This is a genomic window from Streptomyces sp. NPDC002306, from assembly GCF_053593435.1.
Window position 1 is genome coordinate 44,359 of record NZ_JBSFCK010000021.1, and the last position, 25,484, is coordinate 69,842.

The window sequence follows — 25,484 nt, forward strand, 5'->3', positions numbered from 1 at the left end:
TGCGGACGCGGTCGGAGGTCGCGTGGCCGTGCTCGGAGGCCGCGTGGTGCGCCGTGGTTCAGCACAGCGACACCGCCTCGCCCCCGTCGTCCGGCCAGACCGTGAGCGGGGTGAAGCCCCGGTGCCCGCACTCGCCGAAGACCTTGACGGGACCTCCGCCCGCCAGGGCGACCAGGCGCCACAGGCCCGGCCGGGACCGGGCGGTCGGGGTGAGCGGCAGGGCCGTGTCCTCGTCGGCGTCCGCCAGCTGCCAGGACTCGCCGTCCGGCACCGGTATCACCCGGTCCAGCGTCACCGGGACCGAGTCGAGCCAGGGGTCGCCGCGCAGGGCCTCGCCGTAGCGCTCCGCCGCCTCGGTCGTCGTCGTCCCCGGCGGCCGTACCCCCGTCGGTGTGGGGAGCGTGAACTGTTCGCCCAGGGCCACCCGGAGCTGCCCGGCACCCGGGTACGAGGACACCTCCGCCTCCAGGGACAGGCCCACCGGCAGCGCGATCTCGGGGGCCCGGCCGGCGGCGCCATAAGAGAGGAGCAGTGCCGTGCGCCGCGACGCGGAGCCGTGCAGCCAGATCCGGCGGGTCGTCAGTTTCGGGTCGACCGTGTCGTACTGGGCGAGAACCAGCCAGTGGTCGCGCAGCGGTGGGCCGTCCGCCGAGCCGGACAGGCCGACGCGGGAGCGGACCGTCGCCGCCAGGCCGTCCGGCAACCGCTCGCGGCGCAGCCAGCCCTGGTCGAGGAGATGGAGCAGCGCGCACTCCTCCAGCAGACGCACGGGCCAGCCGGGTCCGGACGCCGGTATCGCCCCCAACTCCCGCACCCGGGCCGCCAGCCCGGACGCCTGCGCGTCGACCATGCGGGCCGCCGTCTCCTCCCACAGCCCGTACCCCGCCTGCTCCGCCGTCGCCAGGCCGCCGCGCAGCAGGTCCGTCAGCCGCTGCTCCAGCTCCGTCGCCCCCGCGGTGATCCGCTCGGCCCGGCGCTCCGCCCTGCGCCGTGCCGCCTCGGGATCACCGGTCCCTGCTGCGGAACTCCCGGCACGCTCCGTCCGTTTGTCCTCCGCCCGCTTTCGTCTCCCCTCCAGCCACTCCTCGGCCCAGGCCGGCGGCTGTCCCGGTGGCACCGCGCCGTCCCCGCCCGCCCAGAGCAGCAGCAGCCCGAGCGCGTGCTTGCACGGGAACTTGCGGCTCGGACAACCGCACTTGTACGCCGGGCCGGACGCGTCCGCGACATCGACCACCGTCCGGTACGGCTTGCTGCCACTGCCCTTGCACAGTCCCCACACCGCCCCCTCGTCGGAACTGCCCCCCTCGGACCACGGCCCGGCCGCGCCGAGCTTGCTCCCCGCCTTGCGTGAGGCGGCGTCAGGTGCCAGTGCCAGCACCTGGTCCGCCGTCCAGCGCACCCCCTGCTGAGTCATGACATCGAAGGTAGGTCCCCCCACTGACAATCGGTCGCGCGAGGCGGTCCCGCGAGCCGCCTCACGAGGTGTTTTCCCAGGTCGGAACGCATTGTCAGTGCCGTGGTGCACGGTGGACACCAGATCCGAACCGGCCGAGCTGGAGGGGGCCTCAGCCATGACTGTGTCCGTGGAACCGACGGTGGTCGATCCGCCCGCGCAAGAGAGCGGCGCGGTGTTGCGGCCGCACGCCGAGGACGCCTTCGCCGCCGAACTCGCGGCGCTGGCCGGGCAGGACGACCGTCCGCGCCCGTCCCGCTGGAAGCTGTCGCCGTGGGCGGTGGCCACCTATCTGCTCGGCGGCACCCTGCCCGACGGCACGGTGATCACGCCGAAGTACGTGGGCCCGCGCCGCCTCGTCGAGGTCGCCGTCACCACCCTCGCCACCGATCGCGCCCTGCTCCTGCTCGGTGTGCCCGGCACCGCGAAGACCTGGGTCTCGGAGCATCTGGCCGCGGCGGTCAGCGGCGACTCCACCCTGCTGGTGCAGGGCACGGCCGGCACCCCGGAGGAGGCGATCCGCTACGGCTGGAACTACGCGCAGCTGCTCGCCCACGGCCCGAGCCGCGACGCCCTCGTGCCCAGCCCCGTCATGCGGGCCATGGGGGAGGGGATGACCGTGCGCGTCGAGGAACTGACCCGTATCCCCGCCGACGTACAGGACACGCTCATCACGATCCTGTCCGAGAAGACCCTGCCGATACCGGAGCTGGGGCAGGAGGTCCAGGCGGTCCGCGGGTTCAACCTGATCGCCACGGCCAACGACCGCGACCGCGGGGTCAACGACCTCTCCAGCGCGCTGCGCCGCCGCTTCAACACGGTGGTGCTGCCGTTGCCGGAGAGCGTCGAGATGGAGGTCGACATCGTCGCGCGCCGCGTCGACCAGGTCGGCCGCTCCCTCGACCTGCCGGCCGCACCCGACGGCATCGACGAGATCCGCCGTGTGGTGACGGTCTTCCGCGAACTGCGCGACGGCATCACCGCCGACGGCCGTACGAAGGTGAAGTCGCCCAGCGGCACGCTGTCCACCGCCGAGGCGATCTCCGTCGTCACCAACGGCCTCGCGCTGGCCGCCCACTTCGGCGACGGCGTGCTGCGGGCGGGCGATGTCGCCGCGGGCATCCTCGGCGCCGTGGTCCGCGACCCGGCCGCCGACCGTGTCGTCTGGCAGGAGTACCTGGAAGCGGTCGTACGCGAGCGGGACGGCTGGAAGGACTTCTACCGGGCCTGCCGGGAGGTCAGCGGGTGAGCGCCGCCGGGCGGGGGTTCCCGGGCCGGGTCAGGATCCGGGGGCGGCGAGAACAAGGGGGAGCGGAAGGGGGAGTGGGATGACGACCGGTGCGGGGCGGGGTCCGCTGTTGCTCGGCGTACGGCATCACGGGCCGGGGTCGGCGCGGGCCGTGCGGGCCGCGCTGGAGGCGGCGCGGCCGGGAGTGGTGCTGATCGAGGGGCCGCCCGAGGCCGACGCACTCATCCCGCTGGCCGCCGACGAGGACATGCGGCCACCGGTCGCCCTCCTCGCCCACGCGGTGGACGAGCCCGGCCGCTCGGCCTTCTGGCCGCTGGCCGAGTTCTCCCCGGAATGGGTGGCGATCCGCTGGGCCCTGGAACACGGCGTGACGGCCCGCTTCATCGACCTGCCCGCCACCCACACCCTGGCGTGGGGGAGGGAGTCGGACGACGACGGCGAATCGGGGGAGGCCGTCGATCGCGAGGGCGGTGAGGGCAGCGGTCGCGAGGAAGGTCAGGTCGAGGAGCGCGAAGAAGGAGAGGCCGAGCAGCGCGAAGAAAGCCGGGCCGCGGAGCGGGCCCTCGTCGCCGACGTCCGGGTCGACCCGCTCGGCGTGCTCGCCTCGGTCGCCGGATACGACGACCCCGAGCGCTGGTGGGAGGACGTCGTCGAGCACCGGGGCGCCGGGGAAGGGGACGTGTTCGCTCCGTTCGTGGTGCTGGAGGAGGCCATGGGGGCGCTGCGGGAGACGTACGGCAGCGGCGGCCACGACCGCGATCCCGTGCGGGAGGCGTACATGCGGCTCCAGGTGCGGGCGGCGCGCCGGGAGTTCGGGGACGACGGGGTCGCCGTGGTGTGCGGGGCCTGGCACGTGCCCGCACTGCGGCACCGGACCACCGCGGCCGCCGACCGGGCGCTGCTGAAGGGGCTGCCCAAGGTCAAGGCCGACCTGACCTGGGTGCCGTGGACGCACCGCAGACTGTCGCGGCACAGCGGGTACGGCGCGGGCATCGACTCGCCGGGCTGGTACGGGCATCTGTTCGGCGCGCCGGACCGGCCGGTGGAGCGGTGGATGACCAAGGTCGCCGGGCTGCTCCGCGCGGAGGACCGGCTCGTCTCCTCCGCGCATGTCATCGAGGCGGTGCGGCTCGCCGTGACGCTCGCCGCCATGCGGGGCCGCCCGCTGCCCGGGCTGAGCGAGACCACCGACGCGGTACGGGCGGTGATGTGCGAGGGCTCGGACGTGCCGCTGGCGCTGGTGCACGACCGGCTGGTCGTGGGGGACGTACTGGGGGAGGTGCCGAGGACGGCGCCGGCGGTGCCGTTGCAGCGCGACCTCGACCGGTCGCAGCGTCGGCTCCGGCTGAAACCGGAGGCGCTGGAGCGGGAGCTGGAGCTCGATCTGCGCAAGGAGACCGACGCGGGCCGCAGCAGACTGCTGCACCGGCTGCGGCTGCTGCGTGTCGACTGGGGCGAGCCGGCCGCCTCGCGGGGCAGCACGGGCACGTTTCGGGAGACCTGGCGGCTGTGCTGGGAGCCGGAGCTGTCGGTGCGGGTCGCCGAGGCCGGGGTGTGGGGGACCACCGTGCCGGCCGCGGCGAGCGGGAAGGCGCAGGCGGACGCCGTCGGCGCGCGGAGCCTGGCCGACGTCACCGCGCTCGCCGAACACTGCCTGCTGGCCGACCTGCCCGACGCGCTGCCCACGGTCATGCGGATCCTCGCCGACCGCGCGGCCCTCGACACGGACGTCGGTCACCTCGCCCAGGCCCTGCCCGCCCTGGTCCGCTCACTGCGCTACGGCGACGTGCGCGGCACGGACACCGGGGCGCTCGCCGAGGTCGCCGCGGGCCTCGCCGAGCGGATCTTCGTCGGCCTGCCCCCGGCCTGCGTCGGGCTCGACCCGGACGCGGCCGAGGAGATGCGGCGTCATGTGGACGCGGTGCACGGGGCGGTGGTCCTGCTGGCCGAGGATCCCGCGCCACACCACGGCGACCTGCGCGGGCGCTGGCAGCGGGTGCTCGGAGTGCTGTCGGCGCGGGACACCGTTCCCGGCGTGGTCCGGGGACGGGCCGTGCGGCTTCTGCTGGACGACGGGGAGCTGGCGCAGGACGAGGCGGCACGGCTCATGGGGCTCGCGCTGTCACGGGGAACACCCCCCGCCGACGCGGCCGCGTGGATCGAGGGCTTCGTCGGCGGCGCGGGCGGGATGCTCCTCGTGCACGACGAACGGCTGCTCGGCCTGGTCGACGGCTGGCTGACCGGGGTGCCGGCGAGTGCGTTCACGGACGTACTGCCGCTGCTGCGACGCACCTTCTCGGCGTACGAGCCGGGGGTGCGCAGAACCCTCGGCGAACTGCTGCGGCGCGGGCCCGGAGAACGGGGGAGCGCGGACGGTGGCACGGGCTCCGGCCTGCCCGGCTTCGCGCCGGAGCCGGACACCGCGCGCGCGGACGCCGTGGAACCGGTGGTGCGGCTGCTGCTCGGCCTGGGCACCGGTGACGAGCGGGCCGAGGACGACGACCTGATGGAGGTGGGCACATGACGACCGAGCCGACAGACCGCACGGACCCGGCGCGGGAGCGGCTGCGGCGCTGGCGGCTCGTCCTCGGCGGCGACTCCGCCGACGGCACCGGGTGCGCGCTGTCGGGGCAGGACTCCGCGATGGACGGCGCGCTCACCGCGCTCTACGGGAAGGGGGACAGAGCACGGTCGGGGCGGGACCGTTCGGCGGGACTGGGCGCGTCGGCGCCGTCCGTGGCCCGCTGGCTCGGGGACATCCGGACGTACTTCCCCTCCTCCGTCGTGCAGGTCATGCAGCGCGACGCCATCGACCGGCTCGGGCTCTCCGCGCTCCTGCTGGAACCGGAGATGCTGGCGGCGGTGGAGGCCGACGTGCACCTCGTCGGCACGCTGCTCTCGCTCAACAAGGCGATGCCCGAGACGACGAAGGAGACCGCGCGGGCCGTCGTGCGCAAGGTCGTCGAGGACCTGGAGAAGCGGCTCGCCACGCGCACGCGCGCCACCCTCACCGGCGCCCTCGACCGCAGCGCCCGCGTCAGCCGGCCGCGCCATCACGACATCGACTGGAACCGCACGATCGCGGCCAACCTCAAGCACTATCTGCCGGAGTACCGGACGATCGTGCCGGAGCGGCTCATCGGGTACGGGCGGGCGTCGCAGTCGGTCAAGAAGGAGGTCGTCCTGTGCATCGACCAGTCCGGGTCGATGGCGGCCTCGGTGGTCTACGCGTCCGTGTTCGGGGCGGTGCTCGCGTCCATGCGGTCGATCAGCACGCGGCTCGTCGTCTTCGACACGGCGGTCGTCGACCTCACCGACCAGCTCGACGACCCCGTCGACGTCCTTTTCGGGACCCAGCTCGGCGGTGGTACGGACATCAACAGGGCGCTCGCCTACTGCCAGTCCCGGATCACCCGGCCCGCGGACACGGTGGTCGTGCTGATCAGCGACCTCTACGAAGGCGGGATACGGAACGAGATGCTCAAGCGGGTGGCCGCCATGAAGGCGTCGGGGGTGCAGTTCGTGACCCTGCTCGCGTTGTCGGACGAGGGAGCGCCCGCCTACGACCGGGAGCACGCCGCCGCGCTGGCCGCGCTGGGAGCACCGGCGTTCGCCTGCACACCCGACCTGTTTCCGGAGGTGATGGCCGCGGCGATCGAGAAGCGGCCGATACCGGTGCCGGACAGTCAGTGATCACCGATCGGCGGGAGACACGGAAGGGCGGCGGGGGCACGGGCAGCGGCGGGGGCTCGCGAGGGAGGCACGAAAGTCGGCTGGGTCAACACGGCAGCATCGAAACGGCAGGACCAAAGTGACTGCACCGAAGCGTCCGCATCAGAGCGTCCGCATCAAGGCGTCCGCAGTGAAACGGACATGACGGTCCATCGGTGACAGGGGGCTTGCGCGGCCGTGGCGGTCGCGTGCGAGGATCGACGCCGCCGTCACCCGTTCCGCCTCACGGAGGATCCGTCCCCTCTTGACCCGGCCAGAGGCTCTGCCCGGTGCCGCTCTGCGCGAGTCGCGCACGGCGGCCGGGCGGCGTGCGCTGCGAGTCGCGCTGCTGGTGGGCGGATTGTTCGCACTGGGCGTCCTCTGGGGGGAGCAGGCACACGCGGCGGAGCACCCGGCGGCGCCGACATCGCCGACCTCCACGACATCGACGACCGTCACGGCTTCTCCGACCTCGGGGATCCTCCCCGTCGTACCCCCAGCGGGTCATCACGGCGCGGTCGCGGTCCCGAAGGCGATCACCCATCCGGTGATCGAGGCCGTGACGCAGCCGGTCGGGAAACTGGTCGGCACGGTGACCGAGGGGCTGGCGGAGGCGCGCGCGCAGCTGCCGAGGCCCCCGGCCCAGCCCGCGCCGTCCACACTGCCCACCCTGCCCGCCAGCCTGCCCCTGATATCCGCGCTGCTCGAAACGTCGTCTCCGCCGGGCCTGCCCTCGTCGCCCGACCCACCCTCGTCGTCGGGGGAGGCGCCGCCCGCGCCCGACGCCACGACTCCGCCGTCGGCGGCGGAGTCCGCCTCGGCGGAACGGGCGGCCTCCAACGGCCCCACGGAACGCCCGGCGCCGGCCGGTCCGCCTCTGCCGCCGTACTCCGACCCGAACCCGTACGAGCCACGGTTCATCGCCGTCGGCAGCGACATGGGCACAGGCGCGGGCGCAGGTGCCCTCGCGGCCGACGGCACCCGGCACCGACCCGCGCACGCCGGCCACACCGGACCCGCGCGGCGAGCGCCTGCCGGGGATCCCCGCAGCGTCCTGGTCGGTCAGTCGACGCTCGACGCGGGGACCTCGCGGCACGGCGACGCGTATGCCGTGGCCCCGGGCCACCACCAGATGCCGCTGAGGCTCCTGCGCGGCACCGTGGCGCGTGCGGAGGCCGCCGGGACCAGGGGCAGGTACCGGGACATCCCCGTGTCCCCCGCGTAGGCGGGCCCCGGCCCGCCACCGGCACGCCGTGCGGGGACGCCACGGGTCCGCCCTCCGTCCGGAGCGCTCACCCCACCTCTTCGGCGGCCCGGCACCCCACACCCCACACCCCACACCCCCGCACCTCGCCCCACGCTGCCGCGCCCCACGCCCCATGTTCACTCAGGGTTACGTGAAGGATGCACAGAACGTCATCCGCGCTCGGCACAAAGACTCCGCGGGGCCGAAGGACCCGGATGGCCGAAACCCGTCGGCCTATCCGGCCGTGACTCCGCGGTTGGGCGGATCGATCCCCATTGGGGTGGGGATCGGCCGCTCTGGGCCCCTCTGGGGCCGTTCCAGGGGCCTCACCGGGTCAACCCCAGCCCGGTGAGGCCCGTTTTTCGGCCCTGTTCCCGGGCCCCGCTTCGTGGCACGCCGTGCCAAAGCGTGCCGTATACACGGCATCATGTGACAGGTATCACCGCTCAGGTGTGACCCTCGATTTAGAGACCCTCTCCAACCGGCGATAACCTGCGAGACGGACATGCCGCGCGCTCGGACACCGTGTGCGCATCCCCTGTGACACATGCGGTCGTCACGTTGCCCTTCGCGGCACGCCCACGCATCCAACGAACCGCGAGATCACTGATAGGGACGGAAGCGCGTGGACCTGTTCGAGTACCAGGCGAGGGACCTCTTCGCCAAGCACGATGTACCGGTGCTGGCCGGTGAAGTCATCGACACGCCTGAGGCGGCCCGCGCAGCCACTGAGCGTCTTGGTGGCAAGTCCGTCGTCAAGGCGCAGGTGAAGGTCGGTGGCCGCGGCAAGGCCGGCGGCGTGAAGCTGGCTGCGACCCCGGACGAGGCCGTCGCTCGCGCGACGGACATTCTCGGCATGGACATCAAGGGCCACACGGTCCACAAGGTGATGATCGCCGAGACCGCTCCGGAGATCCTGGAGGAGTACTACGTCTCCTTCCTCCTCGACCGTGCCAACCGCACGTTCCTCTCCATCGCCTCCGTCGAGGGCGGCATGGAGATCGAGGAGGTGGCGGCCACCCGTCCGGAGGCCGTCGCCAAGACCCCGATCGACGCCAACGAGGGTGTGACCCCGGAGAAGGCGCGCGAGATCGTCGAGGCCGCGCACTTCCCGGCGGAGGTGGCCGACAAGGTCGCCCACGTCCTGGTCACGCTGTGGAAGACCTTCATCGCCGAGGACGCGCTCCTCGTCGAGGTCAACCCGCTGGCCAAGGTCGCCTCCGGTGACGTCATCGCCCTGGACGGCAAGGTCTCCCTGGACGAGAACGCCGAGTTCCGTCAGCCGGAGCACGAGGCCCTCCAGGACAAGGAGTCCGCCAACCCGCTCGAGGCCGCCGCCAAGGCGAAGAACCTCAACTACGTCAAGCTCGACGGCGAGGTCGGCATCATCGGCAACGGCGCGGGTCTCGTCATGAGCACCCTGGACGTCGTCGCGTACGCCGGTGAGGCCCACGGTGGCGTCAAGCCCGCCAACTTCCTCGACATCGGTGGCGGCGCCTCCGCCGCCGTCATGGCGAACGGCCTCGAGATCATCCTCGGCGACCCGGACGTCAAGTCCGTCTTCGTCAACGTCTTCGGTGGCATCACCGCCTGTGACGAGGTCGCCAACGGCATCGTCCAGGCGCTCCAGCTGCTCGCGGACAAGGGCGAGGAAGTCACCAAGCCGCTCGTCGTCCGTCTGGACGGCAACAACGCCGAGCTGGGTCGCAAGATCCTGTCGGACGCCAACCACCCGCTGGTCCAGCGCGTGGACACCATGGACGGCGCGGCCGACAAGGCCGCCGAGCTCGCGGCTGCGAAGTAAGGACGAGGGAAAACAGCCATGGCTATCTTCCTCAACAAGGACAGCAAGGTCATCGTCCAGGGCATGACCGGTGCCACGGGCATGAAGCACACCAAGCTCATGCTGGCGGACGGCACGAACATCGTCGGTGGCGTGAACCCCCGCAAGGCGGGCACCACGGTCGACTTCGACGGCACCGAGGTCCCGGTCTTCGGCACGGTCGCCGAGGCGATCGAGAAGACGGGCGCGAACGTGTCCGTCCTCTTCGTGCCGCCGGCCTTCGCCAAGGCCGCCGTGGTCGAGGCGATCGACGCGGAGATCCCCCTCGCGGTCGTCATCACCGAGGGCATCGCCGTCCACGACTCGGCCGCGTTCTACGCGTACGCCGTGTCGCAGGGCAACAAGACCCGCATCATCGGCCCGAACTGCCCCGGTCTCATCACCCCGGGCCAGTCGAACGCCGGCATCATCCCGGGCGACATCACCAAGCCGGGCCGCATCGGCCTGGTGTCGAAGTCGGGCACGCTGACGTACCAGATGATGTACGAGCTCCGTGACCTCGGCTTCTCGTCGGCCGTCGGCATCGGTGGCGACCCGATCATCGGCACCACGCACATCGACGCGCTCGCCGCGTTCGAGGCCGACCCCGACACCGACCTGATCGTCATGATCGGTGAGATCGGCGGCGACGCCGAGGAGCGGGCCGCGGCCTTCATCAAGGAGAACGTGACCAAGCCGGTCGTCGGCTACGTCGCGGGCTTCACCGCGCCCGAGGGCAAGACCATGGGCCACGCCGGTGCCATCGTCTCCGGTTCCTCCGGCACGGCCCAGGCGAAGAAGGAGGCCCTCGAGGCCGCCGGCGTCAAGGTCGGCAAGACGCCGACCGAGACGGCCAAGCTGGCGCGCGAGATCCTCGCGGGCTGAAGCACGCCGAACCCGCAGGACCCGCCTGACGAGCGGCCGCCGGCCGGTTGACGGCTGATGCCTGACGGCTGATGCCCGACGGCTGACGTCGGCGCTCTGTGGCACAGAAGGGCCCGCACCCTCACGGGGGTGCGGGCCCTTCCGCATGGCGGTCGCGCGGACTCAGCGGCCTTCCGGTACCAGCCGCTCCGGTCCGTTCTGCGTCTCCGAGCGCAGTTTGGACCGCAGGGTCAGCTCCACGTTCGACAGGGGGCCCGGAGCGGCCTTCGGCGGGACTCCCCGTACGGTCTCGCCGCTGGGCACCGGGGGCTCGTAGCGGGTGGGCGCGGTGCGCAGGGTGAGGGTGGTCGCGCCGATGATGGCGACCGTGAACGCGATGGCGGCCCGGGTCCAGAAGCGTGCCCTGCGTTCACCGCTCACCCGCACGGTGGCCGGTTTGGCCGCCCGCAGGCGTTCCCTGGAGGCCAGCTCGGTCAGCCGCCGGTGCAGACCGGAGGGTTCCGCGAGCTCCGGCAGACGGGCCGCGACGGCCTCCCGCGCGTGCAGCAGCCGCTTCGCCGCCGCCCGGGTGCTCGCCTCCGTCTCCGCCGCGGTCTCCGCCAGACCGAGACCGACACCGTCGTAGAGCAGCAGGGTGCGGCGGTACGGTGACGGGAGTCCGAGGAGTACGTCCATCAGGACCCGGTCGGTGGCGTCGGCGGGCGGTGCCTCGGGATGCCGGTAGCGCAGGCGGAACCGGTGCCACGGGCAGAGCGCGTACTCGTACGCCGTCGCCCGTACCCAGCCCGCCGGGTCGCGGTCGCAGGCCACCTCGGGCCAGCGCTGCCAGGCGAGCTGGAAGGCTCGTTCGACGGACTCGCGTGCGAGTTCGCGGCGGCCCGTGAGCAGATACGCCTGCCGTACGAGGGCGGGGGCGCAGAAGGCGTACAGCGCGTCGAAGGCCTGAGTGGGCGTCAGCGTCTCGGCGGGTGTGCGCGGTTGGGACGGCTCGGCGGGCGGCGGCGTCTGCCTGTCCAGGCGTACGGTCACCTCGGTCTCGTCCGGCTCGGCCCGACCGGGCGCCATGCCGTCCTCCAGCAGGGCGAACGCGGCCAGCAACTTGGCGTACTCTTCCCGTTTCCGGCCCCGTGGAGCCGTGCGACCGGCCTCCCAGGCGCGCACCGTCTTGCGGGTGACGCCCACCCGCTCCGCGACCTGATCCTGCGTCAGTGAGCCCTTCTCGCGCAGGCGTCGGCGTTCCTTGGGCGGGGGGAGCGGGAGTACAGGGCTCTGTGTCACAGGACGCCCCTTCGTGCGAAAAAGTACATAAACGTATATTGAGTGACACGGCGGAGGTTCGCCTGTTACGCCGGGAAAGCGCGTGTCGTTGGGAGCATGACGGGCGTGATCCAGATGACCGCTCGCCGACCGCCGTTGTCGCCCCTGCTCGCCCGGGTCCGAGACCGTTCGCCGGGACTGGCCCCCAGTGTCCTGGGCGGCGCCGTCGCCGCGGGGCTCGGGCTCGCTTCGTTCGCCGTGCTCGTGATGGTGCTGTGGATCAGCTCGCCGTACCCCGACAGCGGGCCGGGCGGCGCCCTGCATGTCGCCGCCGCCCTGTGGCTGCTGGCGCACGGCGCCGAACTGGTCCGCACCGACACCCTGTCCGGCGTCCCGGCGCCCGTGGGCATCACCCCGCTGCTGCTGTTCGCGCTGCCGGCCTGGCTGGTGTACCGGGCGGCGCGGGACGCGGTGGACGGCGCTCCGGACGCAAACGCGGAGGTGGATCAGGATCCGGACGAGGACGTGCCGCGGGTGGCCGCGCGCACGGCGTGGGTGGGCGTCGTCCTCGGCTACCTCGCGGTCGGCGCGGCCGCCGCCCTCTACGCCGCGAGCGGTGATCTGCGGCCCTCGTGGACGTGGACGGGGGTCTGTCTGCCGCTGGTCGCCGTGGCGGGGGCCGGGGCGGGAGTGTGGACGGCGTACGGGCGGCCGCGCGAGCCCGTGGACAGCGTGCTGATCCTGCTGCCGGGCGGGTTGCGGCGGCTCGTTCTCGGGGCGGACGCCCGGGAGCGGCTCGGGGCCGCCGCGCGGGCCGCGGGTGCCGGCGCGGCGGTGTTCGCCGGCGGCGGCGCGCTGCTGCTGGGGGCCTCGCTGGTGTGGCACGGAGGGGCGGCCCGGGCGTCCTTCTGGCAGCTGACGGCGGGCTGGTCGGGGCGGTTCGCGGTCCTGCTGCTCTGCCTGGTGCTGGTGCCGAACGCCGTGGTCTGGGCGGCCGCCTACGCCCTCGGCCCCGGCTTCGCGCTGGGCGTCGGCCATGTGACGGGTCCGCTGTCCTCGGCGCCCGCGCCGCTGCTCCCGCCGTTCCCCCTGCTGGCGGCGGTCCCGGACGCGGGTCCCGGCACGCCGGTGAACTGGGCGTGCGTGGTGGTGCCGGTGGCGGCCGGGGTGACGGTGGGCTGGTTCACGGCCGGTGCGGCGCTGCGCCGGGAGGAGACGGCGGGGATCTGGTCGCTCCGACGGACCGCGGGTTCGGCCGGGCTGTCGGCGGTGCTCTGCGCGGTGGTGCTGTCGGTGTTCGCCGGGCTGGCGGGCGGACCGCTAGGCGTCGCCGCCCTCGCCCGATTCGGGCCGGTGTGGTGGCAGGTGGGCGGAGCGGCGCTGCTGTGGACGGCCGCCGTGGGGATTTCGGTGGCGGTGGTGGTGCGCGGGTGGCGGTGCCGAGGCGGGCGCGGCGTGCTGGCGGGCGCGACGGGGGCGTGGGGATCGACGAAAACCTCGGAGTCGACGAAGGCGTCAGGATCGCCGGGGGTGCCGGGATCGGCGGGTGTGTCGACGATCGGCAGGCCACGGGAGGCGGAGGAGCAGGGGGACGCGGGGTCGCGAGGGTGGCTGAACGGACGTCGGCGGCCGTGGCTCCGGGGAGCGGCCGGGCGGTCGACGGAGGCGGGCGCCGCTCAGGGGACCGAGGGGCGCTCCGGGGCCGAGAGTCCGTACGATCTGCTGCCGGCCGACCCGCCCGCCGTGGAGGAGGTGCCGCTGCCGCTGTTCGGGTCCTGGTACGACGAGGATGCGCGTGAGGCTCGCTGGGCGGCGTTGCGGGACGCGTCCGGGCCGCCGGAGGAGGAGAGCGGGCCTCGGGACTGACGCCGGCCCCTCCGGGCCGGACGGCCCGGAGGGGATGGACGGCCCGGAGGGGATGGACGGACGGATGGACGGATGGGGCGGGCGTCGGTCAGTTCGTCCCGAGGACTCCGCGGAGTTCCTCCGGGAGGAGCTCCTTGCACGAGTGCTTCGCCTCGTTGGTGAGGGCGTCGGTCGTGCAGGTGTAGTAGTCGCGGTAGACGAGCTGCGCGGTGAAGCCCGCGGCGACCAGGGCGATCGCCAGGGACGCCGTGACCAGGCCGCTCACGGCGGCGGTGGTCTGCGGGCGGCCGCCGCCGGTGTCGGTGGACGGGGTGTTCGGGTCGGGGGTGCGGGGCTTGATCCGCAGGGCGCTGATGCCCCAGTAGAGGGACAGGGCGCCCAGCAGCAGGGCCACGTAGGGCCAGCTGAAGAGGGCGAAGAAGAAGGCCCACATGCCGCTCAACAGGGCGTAGCGCGCCCGGCGCTGGGCGGGGTCCGTCGGGTCCCAGCGCATGCCGGTGCCGGAGCCGCCGCCGGACGGCCCCTCCGGGCCGCCGCCGCTGTTGCCGCCGCCGGGGCGCTGGCCGAAGCCGCCCTGGCCGCGGCCGGGCTGCCGGTCGCTCCACTGGCTGCCCCAGGGAGCGTCGCCGTTGTCCCCCGCGCCGCCCGCCGGGCGCCGCGGCTGCCACGGCCGGTCGGGCGTGCCCTCCGGCGGCGGGGCGAAGGGGTTGTCCTCGGGAGCCGGGCCGTTGCCGCCCTGCTCGCCGCCGTTGTCCTTGCCCGAGGGGGTCTCCGGCGGCGAGGTGGGCCGCTCGCGCAGCAGCACACCGCTGCGCACCGCTCCCCGCGTCGACAGCGGGGGGAGCGTGAGGAGTCGCTGGCTGCGGTCCGGCATCAAGTGAGCGTCTTCCCCTTGGTGAATACGACTGGTATCGCGACGGGTCCTGCGTGAGCTGTCTCTTCGTGAACGCACCGCACACCGACCGCGTTCCCGAGCCCACTCCTCGCAGACGCTACCTTCCGGCCACGCCCCCGTCCCGTGGGGGCCGCCTCGTGTGCCGGTATCGTTGCTGACGGTCGGCCGCTTCGTAGACTTCCCCGTATCCCGGGGCGCGAAGCATTCGTACGACTGTACAAACGCTTCCCCGAGAAAGGGCTCCATCGTGGCCGCCAAGCCCGTGGCCAAGCGCCTCGTCGTGCTGGTCTCCGGATCAGGCACCAATCTCCAGGCGCTCCTCGACGCCATCGAGACCGTCGGTGTCGAGGCGTACGGAGCCGAGGTCGTCGCCGTCGGCGCGGACCGCGACGACATCGAGGGGCTCGCGCGCGCCGAGCGGGCCGGGCTGCCGACCTTCGTCACGCGGGTGAAGGACCACGGCAGCCGGCAGGAGTGGGACGCGGCCCTCGCGGACGCCGTCTCCGCCCACGAGCCCGACCTCGTCGTGTCGGCCGGGTTCATGAAGATCGTGGGCAAGGAGTTCCTCGCCCGGTTCGGCGGCCGGTTCGTCAACACGCACCCCGCCCTGCTGCCCAGCTTTCCCGGGGCCCACGGCGTACGGGACGCGCTCGCGTACGGCGCCAGGGTCACCGGTTGCACCGTCCACTTCGTCGACGACGGCGTCGACACCGGACCGATCATCGCCCAGGGCGTGGTCGAGGTCCGGGACGAGGACGACGAGAGCGCTCTGCACGAGCGCATCAAGGAAGTCGAGCGCACGCTGCTCGTCGATGTCGTGGGGCGGCTCGCCCGCAACGGCTATCGCATTGAGGGACGAAAGGTAGTTATCCAGTGACCGCCACCGCCGAGAGCAACAAGCGGGCCATCCGCCGCGCGCTCGTCAGCGTCTACGACAAGACCGGACTCGAAGAGCTGGCCCGCGGGCTGCACGAGGCCGGCGTCGAGCTGGTCTCCACCGGGTCCACCGCCTCCCGCATCGCCGCCGCCGGTGTCCCCGTCACCAAGGTCGAGGAGCTCACCGGCTTCCCCGAGTGCCTGGACGGCCGCGTCAAGACCCTGCACCCCAAGGTCCACGCCGGCATCCTGGCCGACCTGCGGCTGGAGAGCCACCGCGAGCAGCTCGCCGAGCTGGGCGTCGAGCCGTTCGACCTGGTCGTCGTGAACCTCTACCCGTTCCGTGAGACCGTCGCCTCGGGCGCCTCGGCCGACGAGTGTGTCGAGCAGATCGACATCGGCGGCCCCTCGATGGTCCGCGCCGCCGCCAAGAACCACCCGTCGGTCGCCGTGGTCACCAGCCCGCAGCGTTACGCCGACGTCCTGGCCGCGGTCGCGGACGGCGGGTTCGACCTCGCCACCCGCAAGCGGCTCGCCGCCGAGGCCTTCCAGCACACGGCGTCGTACGACATGGCGGTGGCGGGCTGGTTCGCGAGCTCCTACGCCCCCGTCGACGACTCGGTGTTCCCCGACTTCTTCGGCACCACCCTGGAGCGCAAGAGCACCCTGCGCTACGGCGAGAACCCGCACCAGCCGGCCGCGCTCTACGTCGACGGCACGGGCCACGGCCTCGCCGAGGCCGAGCAGCTGCACGGCAAGGAGATGTCGTACAACAACTACACGGACACGGACGCCGCCCGCCGTGCCGCGTACGACCACGCCGAGCCGGCCGTCGCGATCATCAAGCACGCCAACCCGTGCGGTATCGCGGTCGGCGCCGACGTCGCCGAGGCGCACCGCAAGGCGCACGCCTGCGACCCGCTGTCGGCGTTCGGCGGGGTGATCGCCGTCAACCGGCCGGTCAGCAAGGAGATGGCCGAGCAGGTCGCGGAGATCTTCACCGAGGTCATCGTGGCGCCCGGTTACGAGGAGGGGGCTCTGGAGGCCCTCGCCAAGAAGAAGAACATCAGGGTGCTGAAGGCCCCGGCGGCGCCCTCGAACCCCACCGAGGTCAAGCCCATCGACGGCGGCGCGCTGCTCCAGGTGACCGACCGGCTCCAGGCCGACGGCGACGACCCCGCCCACTGGACCCTCGCCACCGGCGAGGCGCTCGGCGCGGACGAACTGGCCGAGCTCGCCTTCGCCTGGAAGGCGTGCCGGGCCGTGAAGTCCAACGCCATCCTGCTCGCCAAGGACGGCGCCTCGGTCGGTGTCGGCATGGGACAGGTCAACCGGGTCGACTCCGCGAAGCTGGCCGTCGAGCGGGCCGGCGAGGAGCGGGCGCGCGGTGCGTACGCCGCCTCCGACGCCTTCTTCCCGTTCCCCGACGGCCTGGAGATCCTCACCGCGGCCGGCGTCAAGGCCGTGGTCCAGCCCGGCGGTTCGGTCCGTGACGAGCTGGTCGTCGAGGCCGCGGAGAAGGCGGGCGTCACGATGTACTTCACCGGGACGCGGCACTTCTTCCACTGAGCGCGTGCACGGAGATGGTGCGTGGAGCGTCGACTGAGACCGTGCGCCGAGTGCGTGGACAGCACGGGGGCCGTGTCCCTCCCCTCGGCGGGGGTGGGGCACGGCCCTCGGGTGGTGCGTCGGCGCGAACCGTGCGGCCGCGGCGCCCCGTTCAGTACCGCGGGCGGTTGAACCAGGCGGAGCCGGACGGGGCGATCATCGCCGCCGCCATGATGCCGCCGAAACCGATCCACAGCAGCGCCCACACCAGAGCGGCCGAGGAACCGGCGTCGGCCGCGCCGATCAGGATCAGGACGCCGAAGAGGGCGCCCAGGATGCCGTAGATCATGGTGGTGATGCGGATGCCCTGGCCGCCGCGGGCGAACTTCACGCCCAGGGTGATCGACAGTCCCGCCAGAGCCAGGAAGAGCACCGCGACGACGAAGATGATGCCCGCCGACGCGTGGCCGATGTCGGAGAAGCCGTTGTCGCCGAAGGCGTCCTCGCCCGAGTTGGAGGCGTCGTTGAGGGTGGCGGCGCCGAAGATCGAGAAGATGCCGATGAGAATCTGCACGGCCGCCACGATGTAGAGCAGGACCCGCGCGGTCATCATCAGACCCGGCATCGTCTGCGGCAGCGCGTTCACCCCGGGGTAACCGGGGTACCCCTGCTGCGGGTATCCGTAGCCCTGCTGCGGCGGGACGCCGGGCGGCTGCTGGGGGTAGCCGTAGCCGGGAGCGGCCGGCGGCTGCTGGGGCGGCTGCCCGTAGGGGTTGTTCGGGTCGCCGAAACTCATGGCGGTCCTTCCTCCGTGTTGCCCAAGTGCGGGGACGACGCGCGGCTCGGTTTCGGAGGAAAGTTCTACAGATGCGGTCCGTCCCCCCGGTACTGCCCGCGACACTGTGCTGCTCATGGTTCTTTAGACGCCTCTTACTTGTCCAGCCGCATTCCGTATGTGTTGTGCAAGTGCAACATCGACGATCAATGGGTGGATAGGGGGAGCGGACGGTCCCGGACGGACCCGGATTGGAACCGGGGGGCCGTCATCCGGGAGGATGGGGTCATGACCGCCCAGATTCTCGATGGCAAGGCCACCGCAGCCGAGATCAAGTCCGATCTGACCGCCCGCGTGGCGGTGCTGAAGGAGAAGGGCCTCACGCCCGGCCTCGGCACGATCCTCGTCGGGGACGACCCCGGCAGCCGGAAGTACGTCGCCGGCAAGCACCGCGACTGCGCCGAGGTCGGCATCGCGTCCATCCAGCGCGAGCTGCCCGCCACGGCCACGCAGGAGGAGATCGAGGCGGTCGTACGGGAGCTGAACGAGGACCCGTCGTGCACCGGTTACATCGTCCAGCTGCCGCTGCCCAAGGGCATCGACGAGAACCGCATCCTCGAACTGGTCGACCCGCACAAGGACGCCGACGGCCTGCACCCGACCAACCTCGGCCGGCTCGTCCTCAACGAGCCCGCTCCGCTGCCCTGCACCCCCAACGGCGTACTGACCCTGCTGCGCCGCTACGGCGTGGAGACCAAGGGCGCCGAGGTCGTGGTCGTCGGCCGGGGCGTCACCATCGGCCGGTCGATGCCGCTGCTGCTGACCCGGCGCAGCGAGAACGCCACGGTGACCCAGTGCCACACCGGCACCCGTGATCTCTCCGCCCACCTCCGGCAGGCCGACATCATCGTCGCCGCGGCCGGTTTCGCGCATCTGATCCGCCCCGAGGACGTCAAGCCGGGCGCCGCCGTCCTCGACGTCGGTGTCTCGCGCAACGCCGAGGGCAAGATCGTCGGTGACGTCCACCCGGATGTCGCCGAGGTCGCCGGCTGGATCTCCCCGAACCCCGGCGGGGTCGGCCCGATGACCCGCGCCCTGCTGCTCGTCAACGTGGTCGAGGCGGCGGAGCGCAGTGTCGCCTGAAGCGAAGGGCACCCGGCAGGAGCCCGCGCCGGACACGGCGGGGGACGAACCGCGCGACGCCGCGCGCCCTGACGCCCACGACGACGCGCAGGGCGAGGCGCGCGGCGAGGCGCAGGGCGAGGCGCGCGGTGACGCCCACGACGAGGCACCGGGGAACGCGAACGGTGGTGCGCACGCGGGCACGAACGGTGCCGCACCGGGGGACGCGAACGGCAGTGCGGGCGAGAACGCGAACGGTGGTGCCCGCGGTGATGTGAACGGCGACGCGCGCGACGACGTGAACGGTGGTGCGCACGGCGATGCGCGCGGTGACGTGAACGGTGACGTGGACGGCGACGGGGAACTCACCGTCCGCGATCCGATCAGCGCGCCCGACGCCGAAGGCGCGCCCCGGCGTACCACGCGCCGGTTCCCGCTGTTCACCAAGGACACCGCGCGCCCCGAGGGCGGTGGCCGGGCCGCGCCCGGCGACGCCCCGGCGCCCGCCCGGCAGTGGCCGATCCTCGCCGTGCTCATCGTGGTCGCGCTCGGTCTGCTGCTGACGGCGCTGGACCTGTTCCGGGTCGGGACGATACTGGTCGGCGCCGCCCTGCTCGCCGGAGCCGTGATGCGCTGGGCACTGCCCGGCGTCGGCATGCTCGCGGTGCGCTCCCGCTTCACGGACATCGCCACGTACGGCGTGCTGGGCCTCATCATCGTGCTCCTGGCACTGATGGCGCAGCCGAACCCGTGGCTGGTGATCCCGTTCCTGAAGGGCGCGCTGCACTTCAGCGTCAGCAGCTGATCTGCGGTTCCGCGGCCGCCCGCGCTGCTCCCGCGGCCACCGCGGCGCTCGGCCGCCGCGCCGCGGAGGCTCTCTTCCGCCGCGCGGATCCGCCGTACGTACGGCGGCCCGTCCTCACCCCCGATGAAGGACGGACCGCCGCCGGTATCCACCCTCCCCGCCGTGAACGGCCTGTTCAACGGCCGACAGCGCGCTGTGGCACGGAAGTGACCGTTCCGCTACCGTGTCGGCGCCATGCCACAGCTGGGGCGGTGCCCGGGAACCGATCGGCCGTCCCCCGTCGTCCCCCGATCGGGCAGGGCGAGGAACGCCGTGGAGGTGGGCGATGGGCGGCTGGCAGCCGCTGCCGGACGGGCTGCCGCCGGAGGTACGGCACTTCGTGGAACAACTGCGGCTCCTGAAGGACGGCACAGGCCTCAGCCTGGCCGCGCTCGGCGCGCGCACCGCGTACAGCAAGTCCTCCTGGCAGCGCTATCTCAACGCCGTGCAGCCCCCGCCCCGGCAGGCCGTGGCGGCGCTCTGCCGGGTCGCGGGGCTGGCCGGGGCGGACGCGGAACGCTACGGCGTCCGCTGGGAGTTGGCCGTCGAGGCCTGGCCCCGCCCGGCGGCGGAGCCCGCGCGGGGGACGGACGGCGAGGCGTACGAGGACGACCCGACCGTCCCGTGGTGGGAGCGCCCGGAGGAACAGCCGCCGCCCCGGCCGGCCGGACGCCTGCTGCTGTACGCGGTACTGCTCCTGCTCGTTCTGCTGCTCACCGCCGTCGTCGGCGCCGTGGTCGCTGGGTGATCCGAACACCCCTGTGGCACAAGTGATGGCGGGTGTGCGCCCGCTGTGTCGATGAGTTGGCACATTCGAAAAACATCCCGAATGTCCGTACAGCGCGACTAACGTGTCCCATCGGGACGGTCCGGAACGTCGTTCGGGGAGGTCTCTCGGGGGGCGTCCTCACCGGGACGTCCTGAGCTCGGCCAGGCGTGCACGGGTGCGCGCACATCGCCCGAACGCTCCCGTGCGCCCCCGCTCCGGGAACTGAGCCCCTTGCCGGGCGCATCCCTGTGGGTAGGCCAGAACGGGACTTGGCCGGGCGACGCGACTCGGCGAAGGGCGTCACGTACGGGGAACGACCGGCACGTACCAGGGGGAAGAGGGGGGTTCCATGCCTCGTTGGAGGGCCTTGCCGGATGAACTCGATCCGCAGGTCAGAGAGTTCGCCAGTCAGCTGCGGCGGCTGGTGGACCGGAGCGGCCTGAGCGTTGCGGCGGTGGCCGACCGCACGGGCTACAGCAAGACGTCCTGGGAGCGCTACCTCAACGGACGGCTCCTCGCGCCGAAGGGTGCGATCGTCGCCCTGGCCGAGGTCACCGGCACCAACCCGACGCACCTGACCACCATGTGGGAGCTCGCGGAACGCGCCTGGAGCCGTTCGGAGATGCGACACGACATGACCATGGAGGCGATCCGGATCTCGCAGGCGCGTGCCGCGCTGGGGGAGTTCGGCGCGCCGCCGGCGAACGCCAAGCCGGGCCGGGCGGCCCGCAAGGGCGGCAGCGCCACGGTGGCCCCGGGTGTCGCGGGCCCCGCGGGTGTCGCCCCGACGGTGCCGCCGCAGCCGACGGCACCCGACGCGGGCGGCCGGGAGCGGGACACCGCCGCACGAGGCGGCTCCGACGCCGGTTTCGGTTCCCTCTCCGGTTCCGCCGCCCGCCCGGGGCCCGGTTCGGGTCCGGGCCCCATACCCGGCGCCGGCATCGGGCTGGGCGCCGGCACGGGCGCCAAGCCCCCGTCCCAGGCGGCCGCGAGCCCGTACGGTGAGCCGCCGCAGGGCGCGGGGCCGGGGGACGGCGCTGCGCGGGACGGCTCCGGTTCCTCGGGCGGGAAGCGGCGGGCCACGATGTTCCTCGCGGGCCTCGTCGGGGTCCTCGTCGTCATGGCCGCCGTGTTCTTCTTCGCGGGCGGGGACGGTTCCGGGAAGAACAAGAAGGCGACCGCGTCGCCCTCGCCGTCCGTCAGTGGCGGCCCCGCTCTGCCCGCCGGGGTGAAGTGCGCCGGCGCCGGCTGCACCGGCAAGGACGCGGAGAGCATGGGCTGCAGTGGCGACCTGGTGACCACCGCCAAGAGCGCCACCGTCGGCGCGACCGTTCTGGAGGTCCGCTACAGCAAGGCCTGCGGGGCGGCGTGGGGGCGCATCACCCAGGCGGCGCAGGGGGACGAGGTCCAGGTGAAGGTCGGTACGGCCGAGCAGTCCGGGAACATCACGACCGTAGGGGACACCATCGCGTACACGCCGATGCTGGCCGTGAAGGACGCGGGCGAGGCGACGGCGTGCGCGACGCTGGCGTCCGGGCAGAAGGGGTGCACCCGGTAGGCGGCGACAGGCCGTCGAAACAAACCGGTGAGAGACAGGCATGGTCGCCGGCATCCGGGGCAGGCGGATGTCACCCCCACGGGAGTCCGGCGATCCGGCACCCCCACGGCGGCCGCCTGTGTCCCCTCTCCCGGACCGGCGGCCGCCTCCTTTTCCCGGCCGGGTCACCTGTGGGCGGCGCCCTGTTCACACCGTCGGCGCCACTCTGTGGGACGGGCCACACGGACCCGCGCCACCGGGATCCCGTGGGCGCGATAGCCTGACCGCTGGATCTCTCTTGACGCCAAGAGATCGATCATTCGCACGGTTGATCGATCATCGCGGCCGGCGCCGGTCACGAGCCGACGGCGGGGATCCCGAACCCCCGGGGCAGGGACGCCCCACCGCCAGCTGTCATACGGAGAACGCCATGACCCGCACTCCCGTGAACGTCACCGTCACCGGCGCGGCCGGCCAGATCGGTTACGCCCTGCTCTTCCGCATCGCCTCCGGCCAGCTGCTCGGCGCGGACGTGCCGGTCAGGCTGCGCCTGCTGGAGATCACCCCGGCGCTGAAGGCCGCCGAGGGCACGGCGATGGAGCTGGACGACTGCGCGTTCCCGCTCCTGCAGGGCATCGACATCTCGGACGACCCGAACGTCGCCTTCGACGGCGCCAACGTGGCCCTCCTGGTGGGCGCCCGTCCGCGCACCAAGGGCATGGAGCGCGGTGACCTGCTCTCCGCCAACGGTGGCATCTTCAAGCCGCAGGGCAAGGCCATCAACGACCACGCCGCGGACGACATCAAGATCCTCGTCGTCGGCAACCCGGCCAACACCAACGCGCTCATCGCCCAGGCCGCCGCGCCGGACGTACCGGCCGAGCGTTTCACCGCGATGACCCGCCTGGACCACAACCGCGCGCTGACCCAGCTCGCGAAGAAGACGGGCAGCACGGTCGCCGACATCAAGCGCCTGACCATCTGGGGCAACCACTCCGCCACCCAGTACCCCGACATCTTCCACGCCACGGTCGCCGGCAAGAACGCGGCCGAGGTCGTCAGCGACGAGAAGTGGCTGGCCGAGGACTTCATCCCGACCGTCGCCAAGCGTGGCGCCGCGATCATCGAGGCCCGTGGCGCGTCCTCCGCGGCCTCCGCCGCCAACGCCGCCATCGACCACGTGCACACGTGGGTCAACGGCACGGCGGACGGCGACTGGACCTCCATGGGCATCCCGTCGGACGGCTCCTACGGCGTCCCGGAGGGCCTGATCTCCTCCTTCCCCGTCACCACGAAGGACGGCAAGTACGAGATCGTCCAGGGCCTGGACATCAACGAGTTCTCCCGCGCCCGCATCGACGCCTCCGTCAAGGAGCTCGAGGAGGAGCGCGAGGCGGTCCGCGGTCTCGGCCTCATCTAGCCTTCGCGTGGTTTCCGCGGTTCTGTCACGACCGCGCACAGGCCCTGTTCCGGTTTCGGCCGGAACAGGGCCTGTGGCCGTTTTCGCCGCTACCGTCAGAAGTGATACCCAGCAGGGGCGTTCGGGGGGTCACGATGGGCGGATTCGGATGGAACGGCTCCGGCTCCGAGGCGGAGCACGGGCATGGGCACGGGCGCGAGAACGAGCACGAACACGAGCCGAGCGAGGAGAGCGGCCGGGCGGCCTGGGCCGCCGAGGACGGCTCGACCCCGCCGTGGGCCTCGGCGGAGACCCGGACCGGCACGGCGCTTCCGCCGCCGTGGGCACCGCCGCCGACTCCGGCCGGCGACGCGCTTCCCCCGCCGTGGCCGCCCGCGCCGCCCCAGGTCGACGGAAGCCCCCCGCCCCCGTGGACGCCCACGGCCGGTCACGGTCCCACGCCGGGGTACGCCGCGACGCCCGGGTACGCCGCCACGCCCGGGTACGCCGCCATGCCGGGGCAGGCCCCCGCGCCCACGTATGCCCCCGCCCCCACGCAGGCTCGCCCGCCCGCCCCCGCTCGTGTGCGCGGGGCTCGCGTCCTGCTCGTCGTCACCGCCACGGTCGTCTTCGGCGCGGGCGCCGGAGCCGGGATCTGGTACTTCGCCCTCGACCACTCCGCCGCGACCGGCGCCACCCCGTCCGTCGGTGCCGGCGTGACCTCATCGCCCGCGAAGACACCCGCGAATACCCCCGCGTCGCCATCGCCCTCGGCGCCGACGTCCGCCCCGGCCGAGCCGGTCGTCTCCCCGTCCGCGTCGGCCGCCCCGGGCTATCGCACGGCCCGCGACCCGGTCGGCTACACCGTCGCCGTCCCCGAGGACTGGACCCGCAGACAGAAGCAGGGCGAGAAGGCCCCGATCGTCTACTACGACTCCCCGGACGACGGCCGCCAGCTCCAGATCTTCGCGCTCACCGAGTCCACGCCGGCCGCTTCCCTGGACCTCGCCGAGCGCGACCCCGGCTACGGCTTCGCGCGCCAGCCCGGTTACGCGGCCCTCGACCGCACGTCCGACGCGGCCTGGTCCGAGCTGACCTACCGCTACGACGACGCGGACAAGGGTCCCCGGCAGGTGATCGACCACCGCTTCCGGGCGGCCGACGGCACCCTCTACGCGATCCGGGCCAGTGGCCCCGAGAACCTCGCCGCCGACCTGGTCCGCGCGCCGCTCACCACGGCGCTGGCCTCCTTCTGTCCGCCGGGCGGCGCGTGCGCGTGACCTCCGGCCCCTCCTACTCCAGCCCCCGCTTGCCCGGTGCCCAGAACGGCTTGGTGAGCACCGACCGCCGGTCCCACCCGGCCTCCCGGACGAGCACCCGGCGCACCTCCTGAACCGTCCGCGCCTCCCCGGCGACATACGCGACCCCGCCGGGCCCGGGAGCCAGCCTCCGTACGGCGTCGGGGAGCGAGGTCTCGCCCCGGACCACCCAGTCGAGCCGTTCGGCGTGGGCCACCGGCAGCCGGTCCGCCGCCGTCCGCGTCTCCACGCAGCCGGAGACCCGCGCTCCCTCGGGCAGCGCGGCCAGCATCGAACCGAAGGCGACCGACGCCGTCTCCTCCCCGACGAAGACATGGTGGGCGGCGTCGGGGCGGAGCGTGAACGACCCCTCGGGCTTGCCCAGGCGGACCTGCGCGCCGACCTCCACGTCATGGCCCCAGCGTGCTCCGGGCCCCGCTCCGGCGTGGTCCAGCACGCACAACTCGACCGCGCCGGAGGGGTCGTAGCGCCACACCGAGTACGTACGACGGGTCAGTCCGGAGCCGACCAGGACGCGGACCTGCTGCCCGGGGCGGACGTCGAGGCCGGCGAGTGTGTCGCCCTCGACGCGCAGTCGGCGCATGCGGGCGGTGACCGGTTCGGCCTCGGTGACGGTGCCGCGGAGCATCAGCAGGTCGAGGACGGGGTTCAGGAGAGCGGGCACGGGTGGCTCCTCAACTGGGCGGTGGGGGAGGGAAGGTGACAGCGAAGGCGGGACGAACGCGACAGTATCGCGTTCACGGCCGGACGCGATAGTGCGCGTTCTTGTCGGACGCGGCACCCTTTGGCGCCGCGTGTCCGGTTGTTCCGTGACGCGGCGCACTTTCGGTCATGAATCGCGCATGCATCCGGAGGCCGAGGGCAGGCGCTCACGGTCCCGGTGAGTGACAGTCCTGTCACACAGGGGCGCT

General features: G+C 73.0%; 20 protein-coding genes. 15 read left to right on the forward strand and 5 right to left on the reverse strand.

Annotated elements, in window-relative coordinates:
• Nucleotides 1-58: 58 nt before the first annotated feature.
• Nucleotides 59-1,414: an SWIM zinc finger family protein gene (locus ACWCQK_RS30040; protein WP_451160229.1), complete on the reverse strand. Its 1,356-nt coding sequence runs from the start codon at nucleotides 1,412-1,414 to the stop codon at nucleotides 59-61.
• Between the two features lie 157 nt (nucleotides 1,415-1,571).
• Between ACWCQK_RS30040 and ACWCQK_RS30045 the strand changes: the two genes are divergently transcribed.
• From ACWCQK_RS30045 to sucD, 6 genes are all read left to right on the forward strand, one after another.
• The gene (locus tag ACWCQK_RS30045; RefSeq protein WP_451160231.1) at nucleotides 1,572-2,702 is read left to right on the forward strand and encodes an ATP-binding protein; all 1,131 of its coding nucleotides are present in this window, start codon (nucleotides 1,572-1,574) and stop codon (nucleotides 2,700-2,702) included.
• A gap of 79 nt (nucleotides 2,703-2,781) precedes the next feature.
• Nucleotides 2,782-5,226 carry a DUF5682 family protein gene (locus ACWCQK_RS30050; protein WP_451160233.1) on the forward strand — a complete coding sequence of 815 codons (2,445 nt, stop codon included), beginning with the start codon at nucleotides 2,782-2,784 and terminating at the stop codon, nucleotides 5,224-5,226.
• Nucleotides 5,223-6,395, forward strand: coding sequence for a VWA domain-containing protein (locus ACWCQK_RS30055; protein ID WP_451160235.1), 1,173 nt, complete (start codon nucleotides 5,223-5,225; stop codon nucleotides 6,393-6,395). The genes ACWCQK_RS30050 and ACWCQK_RS30055 overlap by 4 nt, the downstream gene beginning before the upstream one ends.
• A 283-nt stretch (nucleotides 6,396-6,678) precedes the next feature.
• Nucleotides 6,679-7,638 carry a hypothetical protein gene (locus ACWCQK_RS30060; protein WP_451160237.1) on the forward strand — a complete coding sequence of 320 codons (960 nt, stop codon included), beginning with the start codon at nucleotides 6,679-6,681 and terminating at the stop codon, nucleotides 7,636-7,638.
• 646 nt (nucleotides 7,639-8,284) lie between these two features.
• Complete coding sequence (gene sucC / locus ACWCQK_RS30065; protein ID WP_451160239.1) at nucleotides 8,285-9,463, forward strand: ADP-forming succinate--CoA ligase subunit beta; 1,179 nt, start codon at nucleotides 8,285-8,287, stop codon at nucleotides 9,461-9,463.
• An 18-nt stretch (nucleotides 9,464-9,481) separates the two neighbouring features.
• Complete coding sequence (gene sucD / locus ACWCQK_RS30070) at nucleotides 9,482-10,366, forward strand: succinate--CoA ligase subunit alpha (RefSeq protein ID WP_451160241.1); 885 nt, start codon at nucleotides 9,482-9,484, stop codon at nucleotides 10,364-10,366.
• A 162-nt stretch (nucleotides 10,367-10,528) separates the two neighbouring features.
• Here the strand turns inward: sucD and ACWCQK_RS30075 are convergent, their stop codons facing one another.
• Nucleotides 10,529-11,644, reverse strand: a complete 1,116-nt coding sequence (locus tag ACWCQK_RS30075; protein WP_451160243.1) for a helix-turn-helix domain-containing protein — start codon at nucleotides 11,642-11,644, stop codon at nucleotides 10,529-10,531.
• Between the two features lie 96 nt (nucleotides 11,645-11,740).
• Here ACWCQK_RS30075 and ACWCQK_RS30080 point away from each other — a divergent pair, with 96 nt between their 5' ends.
• On the forward strand, nucleotides 11,741-13,489 hold the full coding sequence (locus ACWCQK_RS30080; protein ID WP_451160245.1) for a cell division protein PerM: 1,749 nt from the start codon (nucleotides 11,741-11,743) through the stop codon (nucleotides 13,487-13,489).
• Between the two features lie 88 nt (nucleotides 13,490-13,577).
• Here the strand turns inward: ACWCQK_RS30080 and ACWCQK_RS30085 are convergent, their stop codons facing one another.
• Complete coding sequence (locus ACWCQK_RS30085; RefSeq protein ID WP_451160247.1) at nucleotides 13,578-14,363, reverse strand: hypothetical protein; 786 nt, start codon at nucleotides 14,361-14,363, stop codon at nucleotides 13,578-13,580.
• A 268-nt stretch (nucleotides 14,364-14,631) separates the two neighbouring features.
• Between ACWCQK_RS30085 and purN the strand changes: the two genes are divergently transcribed.
• Both purN and purH read left to right on the forward strand, forming a co-directional pair.
• Nucleotides 14,632-15,261: a phosphoribosylglycinamide formyltransferase gene (gene purN, locus ACWCQK_RS30090; protein ID WP_451160249.1), complete on the forward strand. Its 630-nt coding sequence runs from the start codon at nucleotides 14,632-14,634 to the stop codon at nucleotides 15,259-15,261.
• The gene (gene purH / locus ACWCQK_RS30095) at nucleotides 15,258-16,829 is read left to right on the forward strand and encodes a bifunctional phosphoribosylaminoimidazolecarboxamide formyltransferase/IMP cyclohydrolase (protein ID WP_451160251.1); all 1,572 of its coding nucleotides are present in this window, start codon (nucleotides 15,258-15,260) and stop codon (nucleotides 16,827-16,829) included. Before purN ends, purH begins: the two co-directional genes overlap by 4 nt.
• A 151-nt stretch (nucleotides 16,830-16,980) precedes the next feature.
• On the opposite strand, the gene ACWCQK_RS30100 is transcribed toward purH, so the two are convergent.
• Nucleotides 16,981-17,604 (reverse strand): hypothetical protein, encoded by a 624-nt coding sequence (locus ACWCQK_RS30100; RefSeq protein ID WP_451160253.1) that lies wholly within the window; start codon nucleotides 17,602-17,604, stop codon nucleotides 16,981-16,983.
• Nucleotides 17,605-17,871: 267 nt separating this feature from the next.
• Between ACWCQK_RS30100 and ACWCQK_RS30105 the strand changes: the two genes are divergently transcribed.
• From ACWCQK_RS30105 to ACWCQK_RS30130, 6 genes are all read left to right on the forward strand, one after another.
• Nucleotides 17,872-18,726 (forward strand): bifunctional methylenetetrahydrofolate dehydrogenase/methenyltetrahydrofolate cyclohydrolase, encoded by an 855-nt coding sequence (locus tag ACWCQK_RS30105; RefSeq protein WP_451160255.1) that lies wholly within the window; start codon nucleotides 17,872-17,874, stop codon nucleotides 18,724-18,726.
• 313 nt (nucleotides 18,727-19,039) lie between these two features.
• Nucleotides 19,040-19,510, forward strand: coding sequence for a DUF3017 domain-containing protein (locus ACWCQK_RS30110; RefSeq protein WP_451160357.1), 471 nt, complete (start codon nucleotides 19,040-19,042; stop codon nucleotides 19,508-19,510).
• Between the two features lie 325 nt (nucleotides 19,511-19,835).
• Nucleotides 19,836-20,297, forward strand: a complete 462-nt coding sequence (locus ACWCQK_RS30115; RefSeq protein ID WP_451160257.1) for a helix-turn-helix domain-containing protein — start codon at nucleotides 19,836-19,838, stop codon at nucleotides 20,295-20,297.
• 388 nt (nucleotides 20,298-20,685) lie between these two features.
• The gene (locus ACWCQK_RS30120) at nucleotides 20,686-21,876 is read left to right on the forward strand and encodes a helix-turn-helix domain-containing protein (protein ID WP_451160259.1); all 1,191 of its coding nucleotides are present in this window, start codon (nucleotides 20,686-20,688) and stop codon (nucleotides 21,874-21,876) included.
• Between the two features lie 409 nt (nucleotides 21,877-22,285).
• Nucleotides 22,286-23,275 carry a malate dehydrogenase gene (locus ACWCQK_RS30125; protein ID WP_451160261.1) on the forward strand — a complete coding sequence of 330 codons (990 nt, stop codon included), beginning with the start codon at nucleotides 22,286-22,288 and terminating at the stop codon, nucleotides 23,273-23,275.
• A 134-nt stretch (nucleotides 23,276-23,409) separates the two neighbouring features.
• Nucleotides 23,410-24,534: a hypothetical protein gene (locus ACWCQK_RS30130; RefSeq protein ID WP_451160263.1), complete on the forward strand. Its 1,125-nt coding sequence runs from the start codon at nucleotides 23,410-23,412 to the stop codon at nucleotides 24,532-24,534.
• 13 nt (nucleotides 24,535-24,547) lie between these two features.
• On the opposite strand, the gene ACWCQK_RS30135 is transcribed toward ACWCQK_RS30130, so the two are convergent.
• Nucleotides 24,548-25,237 carry a siderophore-interacting protein gene (locus tag ACWCQK_RS30135; RefSeq protein WP_451160265.1) on the reverse strand — a complete coding sequence of 230 codons (690 nt, stop codon included), beginning with the start codon at nucleotides 25,235-25,237 and terminating at the stop codon, nucleotides 24,548-24,550.
• Nucleotides 25,238-25,484: the final 247 nt, after the last annotated feature.